Origin of the sequence: Staphylococcus sp. GDY8P94P (genome assembly GCF_017892255.1) — a bacterium.
Lineage (GTDB): Bacteria > Bacillota > Bacilli > Staphylococcales > Staphylococcaceae > Staphylococcus > Staphylococcus cohnii.
The window spans coordinates 293,028-313,712 of the sequence record NZ_JAESKU010000008.1 but is presented as its reverse complement, the minus strand read 5'-3'; the positions used below and the strand labels follow the sequence as shown (position 1 = coordinate 313,712).

At 33.4% G+C, this 20,685-nt stretch carries 16 protein-coding genes; 15 read left to right on the top strand and 1 reads right to left on the bottom strand.

The annotated features are described in order from the left end of the window. Positions 1–187: 187 nt before the first annotated feature. The 7 genes from KA926_RS05905 (at position 188) to KA926_RS05875 (ending at position 8,670) form a co-directional block, all read left to right on the top strand. Positions 188–1,585, top strand: a complete 1,398-nt coding sequence (locus KA926_RS05905) for an MFS transporter (RefSeq protein ID WP_210143741.1) — start codon at positions 188–190, stop codon at positions 1,583–1,585. 76 nt (positions 1,586–1,661) lie between these two features. Then, the gene (locus KA926_RS05900) at positions 1,662–2,837 is read left to right on the top strand and encodes a M20 family metallopeptidase (RefSeq protein WP_107384012.1); all 1,176 of its coding nucleotides are present in this window, start codon (positions 1,662–1,664) and stop codon (positions 2,835–2,837) included. A gap of 306 nt (positions 2,838–3,143) precedes the next feature. Next, positions 3,144–3,611 carry a hypothetical protein gene (locus KA926_RS05895; RefSeq protein WP_107383983.1) on the top strand — a complete coding sequence of 156 codons (468 nt, stop codon included), beginning with the start codon at positions 3,144–3,146 and terminating at the stop codon, positions 3,609–3,611. Between the two features lie 40 nt (positions 3,612–3,651). Then, positions 3,652–4,344 carry an alpha/beta hydrolase gene (locus KA926_RS05890; protein ID WP_107383984.1) on the top strand — a complete coding sequence of 231 codons (693 nt, stop codon included), beginning with the start codon at positions 3,652–3,654 and terminating at the stop codon, positions 4,342–4,344. 225 nt (positions 4,345–4,569) lie between these two features. Beyond that, positions 4,570–5,946, top strand: a complete 1,377-nt coding sequence (locus tag KA926_RS05885) for an MFS transporter (RefSeq protein WP_432576171.1) — start codon at positions 4,570–4,572, stop codon at positions 5,944–5,946. Between the two features lie 465 nt (positions 5,947–6,411). Next, positions 6,412–6,945, top strand: a complete 534-nt coding sequence (locus KA926_RS05880) for a methylated-DNA--[protein]-cysteine S-methyltransferase (RefSeq protein WP_107383986.1) — start codon at positions 6,412–6,414, stop codon at positions 6,943–6,945. A gap of 165 nt (positions 6,946–7,110) precedes the next feature. Next, positions 7,111–8,670 carry a BCCT family transporter gene (locus KA926_RS05875; RefSeq protein ID WP_107383987.1) on the top strand — a complete coding sequence of 520 codons (1,560 nt, stop codon included), beginning with the start codon at positions 7,111–7,113 and terminating at the stop codon, positions 8,668–8,670. A gap of 256 nt (positions 8,671–8,926) precedes the next feature. Here KA926_RS05875 and KA926_RS05870 read toward each other — a convergent pair whose 3' ends face one another. Next, positions 8,927–10,099, bottom strand: coding sequence for a hydroxymethylglutaryl-CoA synthase (locus KA926_RS05870; RefSeq protein WP_107383988.1), 1,173 nt, complete (start codon positions 10,097–10,099; stop codon positions 8,927–8,929). 103 nt (positions 10,100–10,202) lie between these two features. On the opposite strand from KA926_RS05870, the gene KA926_RS05865 reads away from it, so the two are divergent. The 8 genes from KA926_RS05865 to KA926_RS05830 all read left to right on the top strand — a co-directional run bounded on the left by KA926_RS05865 (position 10,203) and on the right by KA926_RS05830 (position 20,138). Further along, on the top strand, positions 10,203–11,357 hold the full coding sequence (locus KA926_RS05865) for a thiolase family protein (RefSeq protein WP_210123553.1): 1,155 nt from the start codon (positions 10,203–10,205) through the stop codon (positions 11,355–11,357). Continuing rightward, positions 11,357–12,637, top strand: a complete 1,281-nt coding sequence (locus KA926_RS05860) for a hydroxymethylglutaryl-CoA reductase, degradative (protein ID WP_107383990.1) — start codon at positions 11,357–11,359, stop codon at positions 12,635–12,637. The genes KA926_RS05865 and KA926_RS05860 overlap by 1 nt, the downstream gene beginning before the upstream one ends. A 207-nt stretch (positions 12,638–12,844) precedes the next feature. Continuing rightward, the gene (locus KA926_RS05855) at positions 12,845–13,819 is read left to right on the top strand and encodes an SMP-30/gluconolactonase/LRE family protein (protein ID WP_210143740.1); all 975 of its coding nucleotides are present in this window, start codon (positions 12,845–12,847) and stop codon (positions 13,817–13,819) included. Positions 13,820–14,244: 425 nt separating this feature from the next. Beyond that, positions 14,245–15,705 carry a Na+/H+ antiporter NhaC gene (gene nhaC, locus KA926_RS05850; protein ID WP_107383992.1) on the top strand — a complete coding sequence of 487 codons (1,461 nt, stop codon included), beginning with the start codon at positions 14,245–14,247 and terminating at the stop codon, positions 15,703–15,705. Positions 15,706–15,950: 245 nt separating this feature from the next. After that, positions 15,951–16,826 (top strand): cidABC operon transcriptional activator CidR, encoded by an 876-nt coding sequence (gene cidR / locus KA926_RS05845; RefSeq protein WP_107383993.1) that lies wholly within the window; start codon positions 15,951–15,953, stop codon positions 16,824–16,826. Positions 16,827–17,244: 418 nt separating this feature from the next. Beyond that, positions 17,245–17,631, top strand: a complete 387-nt coding sequence (locus KA926_RS05840) for a CidA/LrgA family protein (protein WP_019470016.1) — start codon at positions 17,245–17,247, stop codon at positions 17,629–17,631. After that, on the top strand, positions 17,632–18,318 hold the full coding sequence (locus KA926_RS05835; protein WP_107383994.1) for an LrgB family protein: 687 nt from the start codon (positions 17,632–17,634) through the stop codon (positions 18,316–18,318). 77 nt (positions 18,319–18,395) lie between these two features. Next, positions 18,396–20,138, top strand: coding sequence for a pyruvate oxidase (locus KA926_RS05830; RefSeq protein WP_210143739.1), 1,743 nt, complete (start codon positions 18,396–18,398; stop codon positions 20,136–20,138). Positions 20,139–20,685: the final 547 nt, after the last annotated feature.

Genomic DNA, 20,685 nt, shown 5'->3' with positions numbered 1-20,685 from the left:
TATTTAGAAAATAATCGATACTAAAAACCACAATTATTATATATTTTAACAAAATATATCCTACTACTATATTTTATAGAGAGGATAGCAAGTATCATTTATTGAAAATGTCGATAATAAGTACATTTTCCAACTAAGCTAATCTTCCCTATTTGTCATTTTAAAAATATTTTAGGAGGATGAACAAATGACTCAACAGGGAAATACGAAGAGTTATCAAGGTGACAACAAATTAATATTAGGTATTGTATTAGGAGTTGTCACTTTTTGGTTATTTGCGCAATCTTTATTAAACGTAGTTCCTACGTTACAACAATCATTTAATAGTAATATTGGCACAATAAGTATTGCTGTTAGTATTACAGCACTATTCTCAGGAATGTTTGTTGTTGGTGCTGGAAGCTTAGCAGATAAAGTAGGGCGTGTGAGAATAACATATATTGGTTTATGGTTAAGTATCATTGGTTCTTTATTGATTATAATTAGTAACCTGCCGATATTGCTCATTATAGGAAGAGTAATTCAAGGTTTATCAGCAGCAGCGATTATGCCCTCAACTTTAGCAATTATGAAGACTTATTTTGAAGGTAAAGATAGACAGCGTGCACTGAGTTATTGGTCGATTGGTTCATGGGGTGGATCAGGATTAGCATCTCTATTCGGTGGTATGGTTTCAACTTTTATTGGTTGGAGATGGATTTTTATTTTATCTATTATTATTGCCTTAGTTGCAATGTTATTAATAAAAGGCACACCGGAAACCAAATCTGATAATACAACAAACTTGAAATTTGATTTTACTGGGTTGATGCTTTTTGTAATTATGATGTTAAGTATTAACGTCGTAATCACTCAAAGTGGTACATTTGGCATGCTTTCACCTATAATAATAGGACTAGTTATTGTATTTATTATCACAACCATAGCTTTTGTAATAGTTGAAAATAAAAAACATAATCCATTAATTGATTTTAAATTATTTAAAAACAAAGCTTATACAGGGGCGACATTATCCAATTTCTTACTAAATGGTGTTGCAGGTGCTTTGCTTGTAGCCAATACATTCGTTCAAAAAGGTATAGGTTTCAACGCATTCCAAACAGGACTTTTATCGATTACATATTTGGTTACTGTATTGTTGATGATTAGAGTCGGTGAAAAAGTTTTACAAAAAGTAGGGGCTAAAAAACCTATGTTGTTAGGTACAACGTTTAATATGGTTGGTATTATTTTAATATCATTTACATTTTTACCTAGTGCGCTATATGTCGTTGTATGTATTATTGGTTATTTACTCTATGGATTAGGTTTAGGTTTTTATGCAACACCTTCTACAGATATGGCGATATCTAATTCTCCTGAAGATAAAGTTGGTGTAGCTTCAGGTATTTATAAAATGGGTTCCTCATTGGGTGGCGCATTTGGTATAGCTTTATCAGGAGCTTTATATGGCGTTGTTACAGAAGCTACAAATGTGAAGTTTGGTGCGATGGCTGGTTTATGGTTAAACGTATTAATGGCATTGCTTTCATTCGTCATTATTCTTCTAGCTGTGCCATCGTTTAAGAAGCAAAATAGAGCATAATTCATTAATACAACGTTGTCATTTGAAAAGTATATAATGGCATTAAGGTATCGTATATTTCATTGGAGGAATGATTATAATGAAACAATTGATTGAAACATTGAAAGAAAAAGAAACACGTATGATAGAAATACGTCGTTACTTACATCAACACCCAGAACTATCTTTTTGTGAGAAAGAAACACCTAAATATATAGAAGCATTTTATGAAGGTAAAGATTGTAAAGTTGAAACGAATGTGGGTCCAAATGGTTTGAAAGTTACTATTGATAGTGGTAAACCAGGCAAGACAATCGCAATTCGTGCTGATTTTGATGCTTTACCAATTCAAGAAGATACAGGCCTAGCATTTGCTTCGAAAAATGATGGTGTCATGCATGCATGTGGGCATGATGCACATACGGCATATATGTTAATTCTTGCAGAAACACTTATTGAAATAAAAGATCAATTTAATGGTAAAGTTGTTGTCATACATCAACCAGCTGAAGAAGTACCTCCTGGTGGTGCACAAGCAATGATTAAAGACGGTGTTTTAGATGGTGTTGATCATGTATTGGGTGTTCATGTCATGAGTCATATGCCTGCAGGTAATATCTATTACAGAGAAGGTAACGTGCAAACTGGACGTGATTTCTTTAAGCTTAAAGTCAATGGTCAAGGTGGTCATGGGTCGTCTCCACATACAGCAAATGATAGTATTGTAGCAGGTGCATACTTTGTGAATGCATTACAGACGATTGTTTCAAGACGATTAAATCCGTTTGAAACGGGTGTTGTTACAATAGGTTCATTTGATGGTAAAGGACAATTCAATGTGATTAAAGATAGTATTGAAATAGAAGGTGACGTACGCGCGTTAACCGATGATACTAAAAATACAATTAAAAAAGAAGTGACACGTTTGTCCGAAGGATTGGAAGCAATGTTTGGTGTCACATGTGAATTAGACTACCATGATGATTATCCAGCCTTGTACAATGATCCTGAATTCACAAAATTTGTTGTAGATACTATACAAGAAGCGGATACTGATGCAATTTCAAGTGTTGAAAGATGTGAGCCACAACCGCCTTCAGAAGATTTTGCTTACTACGCTAAGGCAATTCCTGGCACATTTATTTATGCTGGAGCTGCACCAGAAAACGGTGATATTCATCCGCACCATCATCCTAAATTTAATATCAGTGAAAGTTCAATGCGAGTTTCTGCAGAAGCTGTAGGATTAACAGTATTAAATTATCTTAAATAAAATATTTGTGTTCATTTGTGAATGTTACCATGTGTTTACTGTGGCATACACGAGTTTACAATATTATTTAAAGCCAATTAAAATTTGAGATTAAAAGTGTGCGCATACGGAGTTTATTACATGATAAACCATCTGTATACGCACGTTTTTCGTTGTATGAAAAACAAGCATATATAGAAAAAATAAAACTACGATGAAGACTTTTGAGCTATTTCATTAATACAAAAAAGTACGTATGATAACTAAAGGTTTAATATGAGGTCATTTGGTGTATATGTTAAATGAAAAAAGAAAGGAATGATTACATTGAATGGCGAGAAAAAAATAAATACTTTGTTAGAAGACTATAATAAGCAATTAAAAAAATTATTTAAGTATGATAAAGCAAATGCGCTTGCTTTTGATAATGAAAGTAGAAGTAAAGTTGCAGAACAAAAAGGTGTTTTTGTGATTTTTGAAAATAAAACACCAATATTTGTAGGACAAGCTGGTGGATTTATGACTGGTTTTAAATTTACGCAAAAAGATTTATATGATAAATTAGGACAATTTAATTCAGCTTCAGACACTGGAACTACAAAATTTAGAAAGGCTTATATAGAACATCACGGTTTAGATGAAGCGGAAATGAAAAACATTAAAGCAAATGAAAAAAAGTTAAAGTTTCAATATATTAAAGTTAAAGATAATTTAGCTTTTATCAATATTTTAGAAATTTTAGCATTAGAGTATGCTAAGAAAAATAAAATAAAATTATTTAATTTCTCTAGTTAAAGCGTGGTGTTTTTGAACTGCTAAGAAGGTGGTGATTAAAATGAATGTTAAAACATTTAAGATTCATTTTCAAGAACATGTGATTTTTGTGAAATTGCCCAAAGCATATGATGAAAAGAAAGAAAGTGGCTATCCGCTGATATTAGTGCAAGATGGAGACGCGTTATTTAAAGATGTTGAGCGAGATATTATATTTGTCGGAGTGCTTCCCAACAATAGAAATCAGGAATATAGCCCATGGGGAGCAGTCGTAGATGGGATTAATTATAGAGGGGAAGCAGATGCTTATATTTTATGGATAACTAAGCATTTGCTTCCTTATTTAAGAAAATGTTTTAATATATCTCAAAGAACTGAAGATATCGGTATAGCTGGTGCTTCATTAGGCGGATTACTTTCTTTGTATACATTATTTAAAAGTCCAGAAAGTTTTGGCCGTTATATATTAATATCACCTTCAGTATGGTATCCAGGATTTGTGGCATTTATGAAACAACAAACGATTATTAAAGAGGACAAACAAATTTATTGGTATGTAGGAGAGCTTGAAGGACAGCAACAGCTTAGCATTAAACAAGAAATGTTTGTTCAAACAGAATTAGCTGTAGATATATTAAGTGAATTAATGATTTCTGAGAAGGCATTACTCTATTATACTATCAATAAAAGAGGCCAACACAATGTAACGTACTTCAAAAGATATTTTGCTAAAGCGATCAAAAAATTATTTTGATATTGTCAATTTTAAGAAAAAATTAAGTTTTTTAAATTTAATTATCAGAAAATTCATAATAATTAGAGGGTAACATCCCAATTTTCTATAAAATAGTGATAATATTTTAGGTATATGAATTTTTATAAATTGTATTATAACTCATTATAGTATTCAAATTTATAAAATGATGAACGAATGGATTCATCATTATCATTATTTGAAATAGGGGATGCTTTTATGACAATGAAGACAGAAAAAGTCTCAGGTAGCATGTTGTTAACTGGTATTGTTTTATCTATATTAACATATTGGTTATTTGCTCAATCTTTTTTGAATATTGGGCCTAAAATACAAACTACTTTTGATGCGAGTCCAGATATCGTAAATATTTCAGTGAGTTTAACATCATTTGTGACAGGTGTATTTATGGTAGTGGCTGGGAATATATCAGATAAATTTGGTAAAGTGAAATTAACTAGAATTGCTTTAGTGTTGAGTATTATCGGTTCGCTGATGTTGATTGTTTCTGGAAATATTGTGATGCTACTACTTGGTAGAATTGTACAGGGCTTTTCTGCAGCGATTATCATGCCAGCCACAATATCTATAGTGAATGACTTTTTTGATGGAGATGATAGACAAAAAGCACTCAGTTTTTGGTCAATCGGTGCATTTGGTGGTACTGGCTTATCTTCCTTTTTTGCAGGTGCAATGGCTACATTTATTTTTTGGCAATCCATTTTCATATTATCGATTATATTATCAATCTTGGCTTTAGTTTTATTGCGTGAATTACCAGAAAGTCGCATTAATAAAGCGGAAGCGAGCCCGTTTGATTATATAGGTTTAATTATTTTTATTATTATGATTGGTAGTATTAGCTTTGTAATTACACAGGGTTATAAAATAGGATGGCTAAATGCTGTAACAGTAATGTTATTTGTCATATTTTTAATTTGTATATACATATTTTTTAAAGTAGAACGAGTCAAAAAGGTGCCATTTATTGATTTAGATTTATTTAAAAATAGACCTTATATTGGTGCTGTTTTAGCTAATTTCTTATTAAATACTGGCGTTGGAGTAATTGCCTTATTAAATATGTACGTACAAAGTGGTTTGAAATTAACAGCTTTCCAAGCAGGATTGTTAACATTGCCTTATTTAATTTCGTTATTGCTTGTCATTCGCTTAGGTGAGAAAAGTATAAAAAGATTTGGTGCCAAACGTGCGATGATTATTGGACCAATATTTACTGGTTTAGGTGTATTAATGTTTAGTTTGACATTTTTTGATACTGCTATTTATGTTGTTGTAGCGCTAATTGGCGCTGTGTTTTTTGGTGGTGGTACAGGATTATTTGCTACACCAGCTTTAAGTACAGCGGTTTCCACGACACCACCAGAAAAAGTTGGTGTCGCTTCAGGTATTTTTAAAATGGGCTCTACATTAGGTGGTGCATTTGGTATTGCAATTATGACTTCTATTTTTACTGGTATTATTCAGAGTGGTCAAAACATGCATATTGCTGCAGGTGTAGGCTTCATAGTAGGGACTTGTTTAGTATTATGTGGTGTTTTAGCAAGTGCAATCGTTATACCAACACGGAAAGTTAAATAGTGAAGACATTTCTTTTATTCATAGTTACGTTGAGTCTGGGACATCATTGATTTGTTCCAGGCTCATTTATATTGTCAGTAGATGGGTTAAGTGAAAATTAACGCCACTACTCAATTTATTGAATTAATAGGGCTTATGAATGAACTTCAGCTCGGGTCATCATTTTAAATTTTTTAAATACTAGTCCTCTTTGTTGGTATAGGACGACGAAATTTATTTGCATAAAATTAGATTTTTCTCTTGTCCTTTATCATAAAGCAAGTGAATTGAGTGGTCAGGTGGAAATAAATATATCATGGTAAATTGAGTCCAATGTAGTAATTGCGCTTTTTGGTACGCAGTAACTAAGAAGCTATGTATTTACTTACGAGGGCTTTCTATTATGAAGAAGTATCAAGATCTATTTTACATTAAAATTTAAAAGGATTATGATAATTACAAAATATACTAGAAAGAAGTGATACGATGCACTATAAGACATATTATGAATCACCAATTGGTCGGGTTGCACTAACGTCGGATGGCGAAGCAATTACAGGATTGTGGTTACCTAAACATGATGATTTTGAATCAAATTATGATGAATCGTTAACAGAAGCAGACTTACCAATTTTTGAAAAAGCGATTATTTGGCTTGATAAATATTTTTCTGGAAATAATCCTAAAATAGATTTTGCACTAAAACCTATAGGAACCGAATTCAGGGAGCAAGTTTGGGATGTTTTATTGAAAATACCATATGGAGAGACTGTCACTTATGGTGATATTGCTAAAGAAATAGGTATTAAAAGAAATAAACCAAATATGTCTTCACAAGCAGTGGGTGGTGCTGTTGGTACAAACCCGATTTCTATTATAATTCCATGTCATAGAGTAGTTGGCAAAAACGGTAGTCTTACTGGTTACGGTGGTGGCATTGATACTAAAATTGAGTTATTGAAACTGGAAAAAGTAGATATGCAAACACTTTATAGACCGAAACATAGTACAAAACCGTAAATATAACATAGTTTCCTGACTGAAAATTATTGTAAGTAAATATTATTATTTTATACATTTTGTATTTTTTATCAATAAAATTTCCTAAAAATATAAAGTTGTTTCTCTTACTCAGTGTGTTATCCTATAAAACGTCTTTTTATTATTATTAGAGGGGTGGAAAATTTGGATAATACAAAAAAGTCGTTTTCTAGTGTGTTTATCTATTCGGCACTAGTCGTAGGCTTATTAGTAGTTATTGGAGCTATCTTTCCAGCTAAATTTGGAGAAATTACTGGCGTTATTTCTTCTTGGGTAACAAAAACGTTTGGCTGGTATTATATGTTACTGTATACAGTAATTTTAGGTTTTTGTGTATTTTTAGTCTTCAGCCCTATTGGGAAATTGAAATTAGGTAAACCAACAGATAAACCGGAATTTCACACGGTATCTTGGTTAGCGATGTTATTCAGTGCAGGTATGGGCATAGGTCTCGTATTTTATGGTTCTTCAGAACCGATATCACATTATTTAGCGCCGCCAACAGCAGATCCTGAAACAAAGGAAGCAATGGCACAAGCCTTTAGATCCTCATTTATTGATTATGGATTTCATCCTTGGGCAGTATACGGTGTAGTGGCATTAGGCTTGGCATATTCTCAATTTCGTAAAGGAGAAAATGGCTTAATTTCTAGAACGCTAAGACCAGTGTTGGGTGATAGAGTGGATGGCCCAATTGGTGTCGTAGTAGATGTTTTAGCGGTGTTTGCTACTATTATTGGTGTAGCAGTTTCTTTAGGTGTAGGCGCAATACAAATAAACGGTGGTTTAAATTATTTATTTGGTGTGCCGAATAATGCTGTTGTTCAAGGAATTATTATTGCTGTAGTTACAGTGTTATTTTTATATAGTGCGTGGAGTGGCTTGAGTAAAGGTATCCAATATTTAAGTAATTTAAATATGTTTTTAGCAGCATTATTACTTATTGTTATTTTTATTGTAGGACCAACCGTACTGATATTAAATATGATGACAAGTGGTACTGGTGATTACCTTAATTCACTTATTTTTAATAGTTTAGATGTAGCACCATTAAATGAACAAAAAGCTGAGTGGTTGAAAAGCTGGACAATTTATTATTGGGGCTGGTGGATGAGCTGGAGTCCATTTGTTGGTATATTTATTGCGAGAATCTCTAAAGGTCGTAGTATTCGCGAATTTGTAATTGCCGTATTAGGTGTACCAGTTGTGATTAGTATTATTTGGTTTAGTGCATTTGGTGTAACTGGTATAGACGTAGGGCAATCTCATAGCGAGATATTTAAAATGCCACCAGAAACGCAATTATTCGGTATATTTAACGAGTTGCCATTTGGATTTATACTATCAATTATTGCGTTAGCATTAATCGCTTCATTCTTTATCACTTCTGCAGACTCTGCAACCTTTGTTTTAGGTATGCAAACTGCATATGGTACATTGAATCCGTCAGGATTTATAAAAATTGTTTGGGGACTTGCATTAGCAGCTATCGCGTATGTACTATTATTGGCTGGTGGTGACACTGGATTAGATGCACTGCAATCTGCGGCAATTATTTCAGCATTACCGTTTAGTTTTGTAGTTATCTTAATGATGATTTCCTTATATAAAGATGGAAATGAAGAACGTAAATATTTAGGGTTATCGTTACAACCCAAAAGAGATATTGAAACGCAAGATTTAGACGAAACGAACCGTGGTTAAATCTCATAGGTAATCTAATCATAATGTGTTTAACATAATAAAAGAGGATGGCTTTTATGTAAGTGAATTAAAAGTCATCCTCTTTATTTTATATAAAAAAACCCGTAATTGAATATCAAAAAATTCATTTACGGGCTTGAATATTTGGAATTGTATTTAACCTTCGATTTTAGATAAAGTTTTTTAGATACATATACCATTTTCTATGTCACCAATCATACTAAATGAAGTGAGGTAAGATTAAGTGAATTGAAACTTAATTTAATGTATTATAATTACGAATATGATCACTGATGCTTTCGAGATAGAAAATACCTTTTGTTTCATTTGCTAACTCTATATCATGATCAAATTCAAGGTTGTCGAAACGTTTGAAAAATGTTTCATATGTGTCAACAGAGATTTCTGTACGATGATTTAATAGATCTTTATGTTTTTCTATATCAAGTGCATCTTGATAGCCTTCGACTAATTTACCACTAAAGAATTCACCAACAGAACCTGAACCATAGCTGAACAAACCAATTGTATCACCAGCGTTTAATTCAGTATGTGTTTCTAACAATGAAATTAGACTTAAGTACAATGACCCAGTATAAATATTACCTACATAACGATTGTAATAAGTTGCTGCGTCATACCCTGTAGTTAATCGTTCTTTAGTTTCTGTGTTGATATCTTCTGTTAAGATAGAATCGAGTGCTTTTTTACCCATTTTAGTAAATGGTACGTGGAAACATAATGATTTAAATGTATCTAATGTAGTATTATATCTACGTGCATATTCATTCCAACTTTCTTGGAATGAGTGGATATAGGCATCTTTTGATAATGCACCATCCACTAACGGGTACGGTTGTCCACTTGGACGCCAAAAATCGTATACATCTTCTGTAAATGCGACTGCGTCATCATTTAGTTCAAGAATACGTGGGTTTTGTGTTATCATCATAGCAACTGCACCTGCGCCTTGCGTTGGCTCACCGCCAGATTCTAGACCATAGCGAGCAGTATCACTAGCAATAACTAAAACTTTTTCGTTAGGGCGGCTGGCAATATAATCTTTCGCTAATTGAATAGCAGGCGTAGCAGCGTAACAAGCTTCTTTCATTTCAATACAACGCGCGAATGGTTGAATACCTAATAGATTATGTATTTGAACCGCAGATGCTTTAGCAGAATCTATAGCAGATTCAGTAGCAACAATAACCATACTAATTTGTTTTTTATCATCTTCAGTGATGATTTCTTTGGCAGCATTGGCACCCATAGTTACAATATCTTGGCTCATTGGGCTAACTGCCATTTCATTTTGCCCAATGCCAATAAGAAATTTATTTGGGTCAACTTGACGAGATTCGGCAAGTTTAGCCATGTCTACATAAAAATTTGGAACATAAAAATTGATTTGATCAATACCAACTGTCATAAAGTGTATCGACACCTTTCTTTTAATAAATAAGCAATTGTATCATATCAAATCATATGTATAAAAGACAATTATTTACAATATGCTCAAAAGGAGAATAATAATGAAAAAAATAGCAATCGTAAGTGCCAAGCGGACACCTATAGGAAAATTCAGAGGTAAATTAAGTAATTATACTGCAGTAGAATTAGGTACAAAAACGTTAGAGGCTGCTATGTCAGCCATTAATCTCAAACCTGAAATGATAGAGCAAGTCATTTATGGCAATGTACTTCAGGCTGGAAGTGGCCAAAATCCTGCACGACAAGTTAGTATCAATGCTGGTGTGCCTAATACAACACCTGCGATGACGATTAACGAAGTTTGTGGTTCTGGGTTAAAATCTATCATACTTGGCAAGCAACAAATCCAATTAGGAGAAGCAAAAGTAGTAGCTGTTGGAGGTATTGAAAGTATGACAAATGCGCCCAAAATACTATTTGATGAAGAAACAACACCAGTTGAAAGTTTTATGCATGACGGTTTAACTGATGCATTTCTAAATGTACCAATGGGTGTTACAGCAGAGAAAATAGCGGAAAAATATAATGTCACACGAGAACAACAAGATGCGTTTGCGAACGATTCACAACATAAAGCAGCGCAAGCTTCAGAAGCAGGTAAATTTGATAATGAAATTGTTACATTAACAGATAATGAAGGCGAATTAATGACGGTAGATGAAGGCATTCGTGGCAATAGTAGTATTGAAAAATTAAGTACTTTAAAAACAATATTTAAAGAAGATGGCACTGTCACAGGTGGGAATGCTTCAAGTATCAATGATGGCGCATCAACAATTATTTTGATGGATGCGGATTATGCAAGGCAAGAAGGCTTTGAAATTATTGCAACATTAGGTGAACACGCGGAAATTGGCTGTGATCCTACCTATATGGGGTACGCGCCGTATCATGCAGTGACGGAATTATTAACAAAATCCAAGAAAGACATGGAGGATATTGACGTTGTGGAAATGACAGAAGCATTTGCTGCTCAAAGTATACCGGTTAAAAACAATTTAGAGATACATCCTGATAAGCTTAACTTATATGGTGGTGCCATTGCTTTAGGTCATCCAATAGGTGCAAGTGGTACACGATTGGTGACTACTTTAGTAAATATCTTATCACAAGAAAATAAACGAAACGGGATTGCAACTGCATGTATTGGTGGCGGTTTAGGTATCGCATTATATGTAGAAAAGGGGGATGCCTAATGTTACCTTTAGGTAAAGATTTTCGCCATTTATCACGTGAGGAGAAGTTAGATTGTCTACTTGATTATGGTTGGTTGAATAAAGATAATCACGATATGTTATTAACACATCCTTTAATTCCAGAAGAAATTGCCAACAGTTTAATTGAAAATGTGATTGGTCAAGGTGCGTTGCCTGTCGGGTTACTACCTGAAATTATTGTAGACGACAAATCATATGTTGTTCCAATGATGGTTGAAGAACCCTCTGTTGTTGCAGCTGCAAGCTATGGTGCAAAGTTAGTCAACGAAACAGGTGGGTTTCATGTCGTAGCTAGTGAGCGATTAATGATTGGACAAATTGTTTTTGATAACGTAAAGGATACACAACGTTTATCTCAAAATATTAAAGATCTTGAGCCGAAGATTAAGCAAATTGCAGATGAGTCTTATCCTAGTATTATTGAAAGAGGTGGCGGTTACCGTCGAATTGAAATAGATACTTTTCCAGAAGCGGAGTTATTATCGCTCAAAGTATTTGTAGATACAAAAGATGCAATGGGTGCTAACATGTTAAATACAATATTAGAGGGGATTTCTGCATATTTAAAAACGGAACTTGAAGATGTAGATATATTAATGAGTATTCTATCTAATCACGCCACTGCTTCTGTTGTTAAAGTACAAGGTGAGATAGATATTCAATCACTATCCAAAGGTGGACGTGACGGTGCCGAAGTAGCACGTAGAATGGAAAGAGCATCTGTGTTAGCGCAAGTAGATATTCATCGTGCAGCGACGCATAACAAGGGTGTGATGAATGGCATTCACGCAGTTGTCTTAGCTACAGGTAATGATACGCGTGGTGCTGAAGCTAGTGCTCACGCATATGCGAGTAAAGATGGACAGTATCGAGGTATAGCTACTTGGCAATATGATGTAACACGCCAAAAATTAATTGGTACGATTGAGGTGCCAATGACACTGGCAACAGTTGGTGGAGGTACACGTGTCTTACCTATTGCTCGAGCTGCTTTAGATTTAATGAAAGTTGATTCAGCACAAGAACTTGGTCATGTTGTAGCTGCAGTTGGTTTAGCTCAAAACTTTGCAGCATGTCGTGCACTGGTTTCGGAAGGTATTCAAAAAGGTCATATGAGTTTACAATATAAATCATTAGCAATTGTTGTGGGTGCGCAAGGTGATGAAATCGCTAGAGTCGCTGAACTGTTAAAAGAAAAACCGAGCGCAAATGCAGCTATGGCAGAACAGATTCTCAATCAAATTAGAGAAGCATATTAGCGATTGAATTATATTTTTGATAGGTATCATTGAGACTTTAAAATATTTAATATGATTGATGGAGTAATGACTCATTGTTTTCATTACTCCGTCTTTTTGCGCAATAAATGACTTTGAATTAAAATATAAATATTTTATTTTGTGATTTGAGTTCCATATAATATAAATTACAAGCTCGAAAGAAAAGATTAAAAGAAAAGAGGGAGTATGATGGGGAATAATCTACCGGCATTATCATATGATCACAAGAATCATTCTGTGGTGCCAATTTTAGCATCGGAACAAAGTCTACAAACAATAACTGCAGAACCTTGGTTGGAAATTTCAGATGAAGGATTACAATTAGAAGGTTTATGCTTTGATAGAAATGGTGATTTAACACTTTGCGAAGTGTTTGGGGGAACTGTTTTTCATGTGACTTTGCCAGACAAAAAAGTAACTCAGCTTTTTACATCACATAAAGAAAATCCTGCAGCTGTTAAAATCCACAAGGATGGAAGATTATTTGTTTGTTATTTGGGTGACTTTGAGCGTTCAGGCGGCGTGTTTGCAGTTAATGCTGAGGGAGAAGCAGAAGAGACGATTGTGTCAGACATTGACACAGAATATTGTGTAGATGATTTAGTGTTTGATAGTAAAGGTGGATTTTATTTTACTGATTTTAGAGGATACTCTACGAATCTTAAAGGTGGCGTATATTATGTTGCGCCAGATTATAAATCCATAACACCTGTGCTTCAAAATTTAGCTGTTGCCAATGGCGTAGCTTTAAGTACTGACGAAAAAACACTTTGGGTAACTGAAACAAATGCGAACCGATTACATCGTATTGATTTACTAGAAGACGGTGTAACCATTGCACCATTTGGCGCTTCTATACCTTACCATTTTACTGGACACGAAGGGCCAGATTCATGTTGTATAGACAGTGATGATAATTTATACGTAGCAATGTATGGACAGGGCAGAGTATTAGTGTTTAATAAAAAAGGTTATCCTATTGGACAAATTTTAATCCCGGGTCGTGATCAAGGGCATATGCTTCGTTCAACCCATCCAGCATTTATCCCAGGGACGGATCAGTTAGTGATTTGTGCTAATGATATTGAACAAGGCGGAGGTTCTTGGATTTATACGGCGAAAGGCTTTGCAAGAGGTCATCATAGCTATCAATTTCAGTAAATATGCCTCATAAAAATGCTTTAGAGCGCGGATAGAAATCTAATTTTATTAAAATAATTTCGTCATCTCAGCTTGGCAAAGATGACGAATATTGAAGAAAGTATAAAATGATTACCTGAACTTCACTTCATGCATAAGCACTACTAACTCAATTACAGACAATATGAAAAAGTCTAGGACGAAGCAATGTCGTCTAGACTTTTTTAGTATATACCACCTTTGTTAATCGCATTTATATTTTATTGTTGTAAAAATCAAAGAATTTAAATCATTATTTGAAGTTTACAGACAGGAGAGTAAGTCGAGTAATGACGCTGATTTTAAGTATAACAATAAATTAATTGAGATAAAATTCATTAAAAATTTATAAATACACTATTGAAAGCGCATACATTTTTAAGTATGATATAAAATAACAAAGGTAGGTGTTTGTTATTTTAAAGCCAAAAGATAAGCATAACGAAGAAAAACATGATTTAAAGAAGCCACTAGGTGTTACGTCGGCGGTCGTTACATTGTCAATTATGATTATTACGATGTTAATAACTGTGGCTGTATTAGAAAAAGAACCTCATATTCCTCTAATGATTGGTACTGCGGTCGCTATCATTGTGACTATGTTGCATGGATATGAATTTAGTGAAGTAGAAGAAATGATGTACAAGGGCATACGGCATGCTTTGCCAGCGATTGTTATTATTATACTTGTAGGTTTAGTTATTGGCTCATGGATTGGTAGCGGTGTCGTAGCAACAATGATATTTTATGGGCTTCAGTTAATAGACCCTCGTTATTTTTTAGCAGTTGTAGTTATATTATGTGGTGTCGTAGCGTTAGCTATCGGTAGTAGTTGGTCGACAATGGCTACTGTTGGTGTTGCATCAATGGGTATTGGTGTTAGTATGGGTATTTCTCCAGGCATGGTCGCTGGTGCAGTCATTTGTGGTGCTTATTTTGGTGATAAGATGAGCCCATTATCAGATACGACAAATCTTGCTTCAGGATTATCTGGTGTTGAATTATTTGAGCATATTAAACATATGTTCTATACCACAATTCCAGCTGTGATTATTGCGTTAATTGCATTTTTCTTTATTGGTATGCAGTATGGTAATAAAAATTTTGATACGAAGCGTATCGATGCAATTCTTAACACTATGCAAGATAATTTTGTGATTACACCATGGTTGTTGTTAGTACCTTTAGTAGTTATTGTATTAGTAACGTTCAAAGTTCCAGCTATTCCAGCAATTTGTGTCGGCATTATATTTGGATTTTTTGCTCAAATTTTTGTACAAGGTGGAAGCATAACGGAAGCGCTGACTGCTTTGCAAACAGGATATACGATTGAATCAGGTAATAAACTTGTAGATGAACTGTTTAATCGTGGCGGTTTAGAATCAATGTTTTATACGATTTCATTGACTTTAGTAGCGATGACTTTTGGTGGCGTATTGGAATATTCGGGTATGCTATCTGCATTAATTTCGGTGATTTTAAAAGTAGCGAGAACAACTGGTTCATTGATTGCATCAGTGATTATTTCTTGTATCGGCACTAACTTTACATGTTCAGAACAATACATATCTATTATTGTACCTTCTAGAATGTATGCGAGTGCTTTTAAAGACAAAGGCTTACATCCTAAGAACCTATCTAGGGCATTAGAAGATGGTGGAACATTAACTTCAGTATTCGTACCTTGGAATACATGTGGTGTATTTATCGCATCTACGTTAGGCGTATCGGTAATGGAATATGCACCATTTGCTATTGTGAATTATACAGTTCCTATAATTTCAGTTATTTTTGGATTTATTGGGTTTAAAATAATTAAATTAAAAGATTCAGATGAAGGAAATACAGACAATGCTAACTTAGCTTAATTTAGCGGAGTTTATGAAAATCTATCATTTACTATAAAAAGAGGGGAAATCAAGTGTGATATTTGGTTTCTCTTTTTTATAGTGAAAATGAGCATAGAAATTGATTATACATATCAGGATGATTTTTCAATAATCCTAATCATTTCAATACATTAAATAATGCATAAACTAAAAAGATTGAAAAAATAGTATATAACCGTATACTAGGATATACACATTGAAGTTAAGTATAGAGGAGCATGCATATGGATATTAAACATATGAAGTATTTTGTAGAAGTAGTAAACCAACAAGGTATGACAAATGCATCTAAATCATTGTATATCGCTCAGCCAACGATAAGTAAAGCAATTAAAGACATTGAAAAAGAATTGAATATGCCATTGTTTGATCGAAGCAAACGTCAACTTGTCCTAACGGATGCTGGCTCAGTTTTTTATCATAAAAGTAAAGAAATCTTATCATTATACAAAGATCTGCCTAAAGAAATTAATAGTTTATTAGGTTTAGAAACAGGTCATATTAGCATTGGTTTGTCTGCAGTCATGAATATGAATAAGTTTATTCATATTTTAGGTGAATTCCATCAGCAGTATCCTAATGTAACGTATAACTTAGTGGAAAACGGTGGCAAAATGATTGAACATCAATTAATTAATGATGAAATAGATATAGGAATTACAACATTACCAGTAGACCAATCTATTTTCCATTCCTTGCCATTATATCAAGAAGAGTTGAAATTAGTTTTGAATAAAGAACATCGTCTTGCTCAATATCAACAAGTGAAAATGAGCATGCTAAAAGACGAAGATTTTATACTTTTTAATGAAGATTTTTACTTGAATGATAAGATTATCGAAGCGGCAAAAAATGCAGGTTATATACCTAATACAATATCCAAGATTTCACAATGGAACTTTATTGAAAATCTTTTAAATGCTCATTTAGGTGTAAGTATTTTACCAGAGAATATAGTGGGATTATTAAACAGTGACTTTAAAAATATAACACTTGAGGATCCAGGCATGAGTTGGGAATTAGGTGTGATATGGAAACGAGATAAATATTTAAGTTATGCAACCAGACAATGGATAGATTTTATGAAACAACGTTTATAAAGACGTAGGTTAGTATTCATATTATGTGATAATGAAACAACATTTGAATAAAACGATTGAATCAATTGTGTGTTAATAATAGAAATTTCAACCATAGCGTAGAGTAATTTTAGGTATTGGTGGGAGTAGATTGCGCAATCAAACGGATGTTTTGATTCCAATCCTGTTCCCACTATTTTTAGTTGTAAAAGCTATGCTATGAAATCATTTGAAAAGGACACATAGTAAAATAGTTGATTTGTTTTATTAACTATAGCTAATTGGAATATGTAAAATCGCTTTCATAGAAAAAAGTAATTGTTATTATGAAAAAACAATATTTTTATTATATTTAATGGCGCGTTATACTTAGTCATGTAATCAACAAAGTAGTTAAAAATAGTCAGCAGTTCAAAAGTAATAAAAAGGGTGATGAGTATTGCAGGTAGCGCTAAAGATAATCAAAATTATGTTTCAAGCATTAATTATTATGGGTATTACTTTTATTGGTAATAAAATTCAAATGATTTTTGATATTCCGATTGCAGGTAGTATCGTTGGATTAATATTATTTTTCTTATTACTACAATTTAAAATTATTCCAACAAAATGGGTAGAAGAAGGCTCTAAATTTTTCTTAGCTACCATGGTATTTTTCTTTGTTCCATCTGTCGTAGGTATTATGGATGTCGCTAATATGATCAATTTTAATTTTATTTTATTCTTTATCATGATTGTTCTAGGCACATGTTGTGTTGCTTTAATTTCAGGGTTTATTGCTGAAAAAATGGTTAAAGCTGAACAATACGGGAATGGTCAAGATTAGATGGTACTTCTAAAAGCATTGTTAATGATTCTACTGACAGTTTTTATGTACGTTGGAGCAAAAAAATTACAGTTTCAATACCGGAGCCCATTTTTAAACCCTGCACTTATATCATCAATTGGAATTATCGTTGTATTATTGTTATTTAACTTAGATTATAAACAATATATGGTCGGTGGAAAGTGGATACACCAACTGTTGAATTGTACAGTGGTAACATTAGCGTATCCACTATATCAAAATCGTCATAAAATATTAGCTAATGGTAAAATTATATTTAGTAGTGTGATTACAGCAGTAATTTTGAACTTTGCATTTGTTTATGTCATATTAAAAATGTTTGGTTATTCAAAAGAAGTTATTGTTACGATGTTACCAAGATCAATTACAGCTGCTGTAGGTATTCAAGTATCTCACCAAATGGGTGGTGTGGATGCAATAGCAGTGTTATTTATCGTAGCAACTGGTTTAATCGGGAGCATTTTAGGTGCGTATTTGATTAAATTTGGAAGATTTAAAACTTCTATTGCAAAAGGTTTAACATTTGGTAACGCATCACATGCTTTTGGTACAGCTCAAGCACTTGATATTGATTTAGAAGCAGGTGCGTTTAGTTCAATTGGTATGATTTTGACTGCATTATTAAGTTCAATCGTTCTCCCGATACTCATAATCTTTTTATATTAAGCGTAGTGTTAAAACACAGTATTAACTATTTTAGGGTAAAAATAAATCGTTAAAATTTGGAAGGAGCAATTTTTACAATGGCAAAAATTAAAGCAAATGAAGCATTAGTAAAAGCATTACAAGCATGGGAGATAGACCACTTATATGGTATCCCAGGAGATTCTATAGATGCGGTAGTAGATAGTTTAAGAACTGAAAGAGATAATATTGAATTTGTTCATGTACGTCATGAAGAAGTAGCAAGTTTAGCAGCTGCAAGTCATACAAAATTGACTGGTAAAATTGGAGTTGCATTAAGTATCGGTGGTCCAGGGGTCGTTCACTTACTTAATGGTATGTATGATGCGAAAATGGATAATGTTCCTCAACTTATTTTAGCAGGACAAACAGATAGTACAGCTTTAGGAACAAAAGCATTCCAAGAAACAGATATTAGCAAAATGGTAGACGATGTAGCTGTTTATAACTGTCAAATCTCTGAGAATGATAAAGATATATTCGGCATTGTTAATGAAGCAATCCGTACGGCTTATGAGAAAAAAGGTGTTGCAGTCTTAATTCTGCCAAATAACCTATTGACAAACAAAGTGAAAGATACAACAAATACACCAGTGGACACTGCACCACCAGCACGTGTTGCACCAAAACCACGTAGCATTAAAAAAGCCACTAAGCTTATTAATAAAAGTAAACGTCCGGTTTTGATTATCGGTACTGGTGCTAAACATGCTAAAGACGAAGTGCAAGAATTTATTGAAGCGGTTAAAATTCCGTCAATCATTACTTTACCTGCTAAAGGTATTTTAGCAGATGCTCACCCATATAATTTGGGTAACTTAGGTAAAATTGGTACTAAAGTGTCTTATCAAACGATTCAAGACGCTGATTTACTAATAATGGTAGGTACAAACTATCCTTATGTTGACTATTTACCTAAGAAAAATATCAAAGCAATTCAAATCGATACAAATCCAGAAAATATTGGACATCGTTTCGACGTGAATGCAGGTATAATTGGTGATAGTAAATTAGCATTGCAACAATTAACAGATAGTGCCAAACACGTGAAAAATCGTGATTTCTTAAATAAAACATTAGAAAGAAAAGCAACTTGGGATTCTTGGATGGATAAAGATAAAGCAGATGAAAGTTCACCAATCCGTCCAGAACGTCTAATGGATGCAATCAACCAAGTGAGAACAGATGACGCGATTTTCTCAATCGATGTCGGTACATCTACTGTATGGTCAACACGTTATTTAGATCTAACAGTGAATAATAAATTCATCGTTTCTAGTTGGTTAGGTACGATGGGCTGTGCATTACCAGGTGCATTAGCAGCAAAACGTGCTTACCCTAACCGTCAAGTAGTGGGTATAGCAGGCGATGGTGCGTTTGAAATGGTAATGCAAGACTTTGCAACAGCAGTACAATATGATTTACCAATGACTATATTTGTTTTAAATAACCAAGAACTATCATTCATTAAATATGAACAACAAGCTGCTGGTGAATTAGAATATGCAATCAACTTCACTGATATAGACTTAGCACAATTTGCGGAAAGTTGCGGTGGCGTTGGTTATACGCTTAAAGATCCTAATAGAATTGATGAAGTTGTAGAAGAAGCAATGGCTCAAGATAGACCAACAATTGTCAACGTTTATGTTGATCCAAATGCTGCGCCATTACCTGGTAAAATTGTTAAAGACGAAGCAATTAATTACGGTAAATGGGCATACAGATCTATTACTGAAGATAAAAAATTAGATTTAGATGAAATTCCTCCAATGTCAACAGCTGTTAAACGTTTCTTCTAAGTTGATATAAGTAAAAAATTAGAGACTTTAATTTCTCTGACTAAAAATAAACGCCAATTTCTATTGAAATATTATAGAAATTGGCGTTTTCTTTGCTTTGTGAAGTTTTGCATCACGTTCGTCTTGAATCGAAACCTAATAAATTAAAATGATGTCATAGTGTGCTGAAATCTAGAGGAATGATATGAGCGAGAGACTACAGACTCGAATCATATCTCAGGCAAGCATGCACGTTTAAAAACATAATATTTTAAAAGATATAAAATAGCTGCAACATGAAATGATTAGCTTGAATGGATTTAAGTCAAAATATTTTTCATTTGTACTAAATATCTCCCATCGTGATTTTGTAACGTGCTGACGCCTAGGGAAAAGATATGAGCGAGAGACTACAGGCTCGAATCATATCTCAGGCAAGCTATGCACGTTTAAAATCATAATATTTTATGATTTAGTTAAAGATATTTAAAAATAGATTGAAAATTCAGCATAATATCTATAAAGTGTATTATTATAACAGTAATTTATTAAATTGATTGATCAGGTT

Excerpts from the sequence above, each read along its gene's own strand:
- KA926_RS05905 (WP_210143741.1), top strand. The coding sequence starts at position 188 with ATGACTCAACAGGGAAATACGAAGAGTTATCAAGGTGACAACAAATTA.
- KA926_RS05890 (WP_107383984.1), top strand. The coding sequence starts at position 3,652 with ATGAATGTTAAAACATTTAAGATTCATTTTCAAGAACATGTGATTTTT.
- KA926_RS05885 (WP_432576171.1), top strand. The coding sequence starts at position 4,570 with ATGAAGACAGAAAAAGTCTCAGGTAGCATGTTGTTAACTGGTATTGTT.
- KA926_RS05880 (WP_107383986.1), top strand. The coding sequence starts at position 6,412 with ATGCACTATAAGACATATTATGAATCACCAATTGGTCGGGTTGCACTA.
- KA926_RS05870 (WP_107383988.1), bottom strand. The coding sequence starts at position 10,099 with ATGACAGTTGGTATTGATCAAATCAATTTTTATGTTCCAAATTTTTAT.
- KA926_RS05865 (WP_210123553.1), top strand. The coding sequence starts at position 10,203 with ATGAAAAAAATAGCAATCGTAAGTGCCAAGCGGACACCTATAGGAAAA.
- KA926_RS05860 (WP_107383990.1), top strand. The coding sequence starts at position 11,357 with ATGTTACCTTTAGGTAAAGATTTTCGCCATTTATCACGTGAGGAGAAG.
- KA926_RS05855 (WP_210143740.1), top strand. The coding sequence starts at position 12,845 with ATGATGGGGAATAATCTACCGGCATTATCATATGATCACAAGAATCAT.
- cidR (WP_107383993.1), top strand. The coding sequence starts at position 15,951 with ATGGATATTAAACATATGAAGTATTTTGTAGAAGTAGTAAACCAACAA.
- KA926_RS05835 (WP_107383994.1), top strand. The coding sequence starts at position 17,632 with ATGGTACTTCTAAAAGCATTGTTAATGATTCTACTGACAGTTTTTATG.
- KA926_RS05830 (WP_210143739.1), top strand. The coding sequence starts at position 18,396 with ATGGCAAAAATTAAAGCAAATGAAGCATTAGTAAAAGCATTACAAGCA.